The following is a 4,278-nucleotide window of genomic DNA, read 5'->3' on the forward strand; positions in this document are numbered from 1 at the left end:
CCCCGCCGCTCCACCACGAAACCCCTGGACAACCCGAACCGCCGACCACACCGCGTGATTACGGACGCCCATCGCGAGCAAGCTTCGCTCCTACAGGCTTTTCCAAGTGACCCGCTGTAAAAGCGGAACCAATAGTGGCCGTTACCGCAGGAATGGATATGTACTCGGTCAACAACACTCAGGTCGGCTGTCAGGCCGCCTTCGCTGCGATGCGGCGACCCGACGAGCCAGCTCCTACATCTCCTGAAGACAAGTGAACGGCATTGCGCTTGTTTTGCACCGTTATGACAGGCTCGATTCGCGCGTCGCGCTGTTCAAGTACCCGGCCGTTACCCCGATGCGCGAATACACCAGCCACACAAACAGCAGCACACTGCCGCCAACGAGGAGCGAGGCGATGGCAATCACCGGCTCGACTGACAGGAAGCCCTTGAGGCGCAGCGTCAGTGCACCGAGCATCACCGGGACGCCAATGTTGTACGCCCAGAACTGTACGGTGGCGGTGCGGCCTTCGGTGACTGACGGGTGCACTGCGCCGATGAGTCCGAACAGTGCCATCGACACCCATCCCAACAGATTGATATGGGCATGTACCGCGAAGAGCGAGTGGTCGCCGGAAGCGCCCATCGCCACACCCAGCACCACACCAATGGCAAAGTAAAGGACAGCGAGCCGAAACCAGGTCCGCGAACGGGGGGTGAGATTCATGGCATTCACCTCATGCGCCCTGAGGCGCGTTCAGTTGCTGAAAAACGATATGACTCGTTATGCCCGGCGCGACGGTTGTGCCGTGCCTGTTGTACGCCTATTATGAGATGCGAGTCTCATTACAAGACGGAGTATCATTTAATCCATGCCGACCCCGAAGTCAAGCCCGTCCAGACCGGACGGCGATTCGCCAGGCCGCGCCAACCAGAAGAGCCGAACGCGCCAGGCGCTTATCGATGCCGCTGTCGCATTGCGCGACGAAGGGCATAACCCGACCGTTGCGCAAGTGGCCGAGCGCGCAATGGTGTCGCGGGCCACCGCGTATCGCTACTTTCCCTCGCCCGAGGCGCTGATCAGCGAGACCGCGGCCGATCGCGACATGCAGCCGCTGGAGCGCCTCTGGCGACCGGGGGACGATCCGGTCAAGGGTATTGGCCTGGCGGCCGACGCGTTGAACACACTCTTGATCGGCGACGAGATCGGCCTGCACGTGATGGAACGTTCGTTCATGACGGTGTGGCTCGAAAACGAGTCCCACGAGATGCCCCTGCGGCCAGGGCGACGCATGAGCTACATCGAGCCGATTGTCGACTCGCTGAAGGACGTGCTCTCGCCCGGGGCGTGCAAACGGCTGAAGCAGGCGCTGTCGATCGTCATGGGCACGGAGGCGCTGATCGCCGTGCGCGATATCGGAGGTGCGAGCATCGAGGAGTCTCTCGACGCTGCCGCCTGGGCGGCTCGGGCGCTCGTGCGCCAGGCGCTGGCGGAGGAGGAACAAGCGCGACAGAAGCGTCACCCGCAGTCTTCACCTCCACCCAAATGAATCAGCCAACCCCCTGTAGGAGCTGGCTTGTCGGGTCGCCGCATCGCAGCGATTGCGGTGGGTCAGTCACCTGTTGTATTGGATGTGCCGCCGTCTTCGCTGGCAAGCCAGCTCCTACAAAAAGTGTGTACGAGTCTCAGAAGGGGCCTGCAAAGCTTCACCGCGCGCAAGGGTCACATCGACCAGACGGATACGGTCGCGTCCGCCCCGTTTGGACTCGTAAAGCGCCACGTCGCCTTGCTCGATCAAGGCCGCCAGGCTGGCCGGCGGCTGGTCGAACAGGTTGGCGCCGATGCTCAGGGTCACCGCTTCGGGCGTGGCGAATGTCTGTGAGGCGGTGCTGTGAAACTGATCACGCAGTGCGTTGCCCAGCGCCACGATCCGCTCGCTCGAGGCATGACTCAGCAGGATGACGAACTCGTCACCGCCCAGCCGGGCCGCCAACGCGCCTTCGGGCACCACTGAACGGATCATCTCGCTCAGCGCCACCAGCAATCGGTCGCCCGCCGTGTGGCCGTACAGGTCGTTGACCAGCTTGAAGTTGTCGATATCGATCAGCAGCAAGGCGCCCGGTCGAGCGGTCGAGACTTCACCCAACAAACGCGCTGCCCGCTGTTCCAGGGCACGGCGGTTGTACAGGGCGGTCAACGGATCACGTTCGGCCAGATGGGCGATGCGTCTCTCCCGCTGGTAGCGCTCGGTTCCGGTCATCGACAGGGCGATCAACATGATCGCCATCACGCCCTCGACCAGGGAAATCTGAATGATCTCGCCACGCAGGGAGGCCAGATCGATCAGGGTGCCAGGAACCACTGCCGTGATCGCCTTGACGAGATAGAACAGACCGTGGACCAGCAGAACATAACGCAGTTGTACCGCCCCCACGCTCAACGACTTGCCATGGGGACGCAGGAGCAGGCTGGCCCTGAACGACAACAGGGCAATCAGCAGCGAATTGGCCAGCAACATGATCTTCGACCATGCCGGTTCGTCCGGCAGTAACAGCAGTGCAAACCAGGCGACGAAAATCAGGTACCAGGCACGAGACAGGCGCGCCTGGGTGAAGCGCGCGACACCCAGCAGGAACAACCAGTGGGCCATTACCAGCAAGCCGTTGGCGAACCAGATGCCGATCAGCAAAAGGCCGCTCATGCGCAGCAAGGCGAGTGTGGAGCCCACGGTAATCGTTGCAAAGCCCGCGCTCCAGAACAGCAGCGAGGATTCACGAATACTGCGCCACTCGACCGCCAGATACAGCGCGGCGGCCGCGGCGAGGGCGGTCGAGATTGCCAACATCGTGGGAGGGTCAAGCGCCATGTCTTTACTGCCTGTCGGGTTCGCGATGAAAAGGCAGGATTGTAAGCGTTTAAGCGGAATTTTGGTCGCAGGACGTGGCTACCAACAGCAGCGACTGCGGCACGGGACTTTGCGGGTGTTGCGGTTCTCGCAGTTCGCTCAGCCGAAAGCCCGCCATGTCCAGCGCATTGAGCCAGCTGGACAAGGTCCGGAAATACCACGGCATGGGTTGCCACTGCCCCTTGAACCCGGCGAAGGTCTCCTGGCGCCAGCCATCCTGATAGTCGCCCGCCGCCACGGCCCATGGATGCAGGGTCTGGATCACCAGCGCGCCGCCGGGGGCGAGCAGGGCGTTCATGGCGGCGAGCAGCGGGATGATGTCCTGGTGCAACAGGGCGAAGTTGGCGCAGATCAGGTCGTAATCACGCCCGACGTCCACTTTCGCCTCGACCAACGCTTCATAACTCGCCAGATGCACCGGCGATGCGCCCGACGCCCGAGCCGCCTCGACCAGCGTCGCATCGCCGTCCACACCGACCGCCTCGATGGCCCGCTCAGCCAGCGCCCGCAACAGCCAGCCCTCGCCACAGCCCAGGTCGAGCACGCGCCCGGGCTGACGACCCTGCACCGCTAGCAGAATGGCCTGGTCGGTGACCTTCAGTCGGCTTTCGATGCTGCCCGTTCGGATGGCTTCGATCCAGGCGTGGGCGTTGTGGTGCCAGCTTTGCAGGAGGGTGGATTCGGGGGCGGGCATGTCGGTGACCGGCGTTGTGGGTTGGATCAAAGCATAGGCCAGCGATCCGATAGGGGCTGTCATCGAGCTGCTATTTTTAAACCGACCTTAGGTTTGCAGAGGAGACGCAACATGGACCGATTCACCGGCGGCTGCCTGTGCGGCGATGTTCGAATAGTGGCGTCGGGACGTCCCTACCGGGTCGGCCTTTGTCACTGTCTCGATTGCCGCAAACACCATGGGGCGCTGTTTCACGCCTCCGCGATTTTCCCCGAGGATGCGGTCACCATCGACGGTGAAACCAGGGACTACGCCGGACGGTACTTCTGTCCGCGCTGCGGTTCCTCCGTATTTGCCCGCACCGCCGATGAAATCGAAGTGAACCTCGGATCCCTGGATGCGCCTGACCAACTGATGCCCACCTACGAAAGCTGGACGGTTCGTCGGGAATCCTGGCTGCCGGCGTTTCCACTGGCCAGACGTTACGCGCATGACCGAGAGGGCACGGGGCGCTTTGAGGATTAGGGGGCGGTGCGACGATTCGACTTGCTCGCGAAGGCGGCCTGACAGCCGACCTGATTCTTGCGGACGCACCCAATCCCCTTTGGGAGCTGGCTTGCCAGCGAAGGCGGCCTACGAGCCGACCTGAATATTGTTGACCGCATACATATCCATTCCTGCGGCAACGGCGACTGGCGGTTCCGCTCTTACAGCGGGT

The 4,278-nt window shown here is 62.6% G+C and carries 5 protein-coding genes; 2 read left to right on the forward strand and 3 right to left on the reverse strand.

Translation table 11 applies throughout. The annotated features are described in order from the left end of the window. Positions 1 to 282: 282 nt before the first annotated feature. Entirely contained in the window at positions 283 to 708 is a 426-nt protein-coding gene (locus GPL81_RS28430; protein WP_160109421.1) for a DUF2871 family protein, read from the reverse strand. Between the two features lie 145 nt (positions 709 to 853). On the opposite strand from GPL81_RS28430, the gene GPL81_RS28435 reads away from it, so the two are divergent. Further along, on the forward strand, positions 854 to 1,531 hold the full coding sequence (locus tag GPL81_RS28435) for a TetR/AcrR family transcriptional regulator (protein WP_160109422.1): 678 nt from the start codon (positions 854 to 856) through the stop codon (positions 1,529 to 1,531). 114 nt (positions 1,532 to 1,645) lie between these two features. Here GPL81_RS28435 and GPL81_RS28440 read toward each other — a convergent pair whose 3' ends face one another. Together GPL81_RS28440 and GPL81_RS28445 are read right to left on the reverse strand one after the other, a co-directional pair. Continuing rightward, positions 1,646 to 2,848: a GGDEF domain-containing protein gene (locus GPL81_RS28440; RefSeq protein WP_160109423.1), complete on the reverse strand. Its 1,203-nt coding sequence runs from the start codon at positions 2,846 to 2,848 to the stop codon at positions 1,646 to 1,648. 49 nt (positions 2,849 to 2,897) lie between these two features. Then, on the reverse strand, positions 2,898 to 3,581 hold the full coding sequence (locus GPL81_RS28445; protein ID WP_160109424.1) for a class I SAM-dependent methyltransferase: 684 nt from the start codon (positions 3,579 to 3,581) through the stop codon (positions 2,898 to 2,900). 111 nt (positions 3,582 to 3,692) lie between these two features. On the opposite strand from GPL81_RS28445, the gene GPL81_RS28450 reads away from it, so the two are divergent. Then, a complete protein-coding gene (locus tag GPL81_RS28450) occupies positions 3,693 to 4,085 on the forward strand; it encodes a GFA family protein (RefSeq protein WP_160109425.1) in 393 nt (130 codons plus the stop codon). The last annotated feature ends 193 nt before the right edge of the window (positions 4,086 to 4,278 follow it).

The sequence above is a fragment of the Pseudomonas izuensis genome (assembly GCF_009861505.1).
GTDB classification, from domain to species: domain Bacteria; phylum Pseudomonadota; class Gammaproteobacteria; order Pseudomonadales; family Pseudomonadaceae; genus Aquipseudomonas; species Aquipseudomonas izuensis.

Bases quoted from the DNA above. Each gene is read 5' to 3' on its own strand.
- GPL81_RS28430 (WP_160109421.1), bottom strand. From the start codon at position 708: ATGAATCTCACCCCCCGTTCGCGGACCTGGTTTCGGCTCGCTGTCCTT.
- GPL81_RS28435 (WP_160109422.1), top strand. From the start codon at position 854: ATGCCGACCCCGAAGTCAAGCCCGTCCAGACCGGACGGCGATTCGCCA.
- GPL81_RS28445 (WP_160109424.1), bottom strand. From the start codon at position 3,581: ATGCCCGCCCCCGAATCCACCCTCCTGCAAAGCTGGCACCACAACGCC.
- GPL81_RS28450 (WP_160109425.1), top strand. From the start codon at position 3,693: ATGGACCGATTCACCGGCGGCTGCCTGTGCGGCGATGTTCGAATAGTG.
- GPL81_RS28440 (WP_160109423.1), bottom strand. From the start codon at position 2,848: ATGGCGCTTGACCCTCCCACGATGTTGGCAATCTCGACCGCCCTCGCC.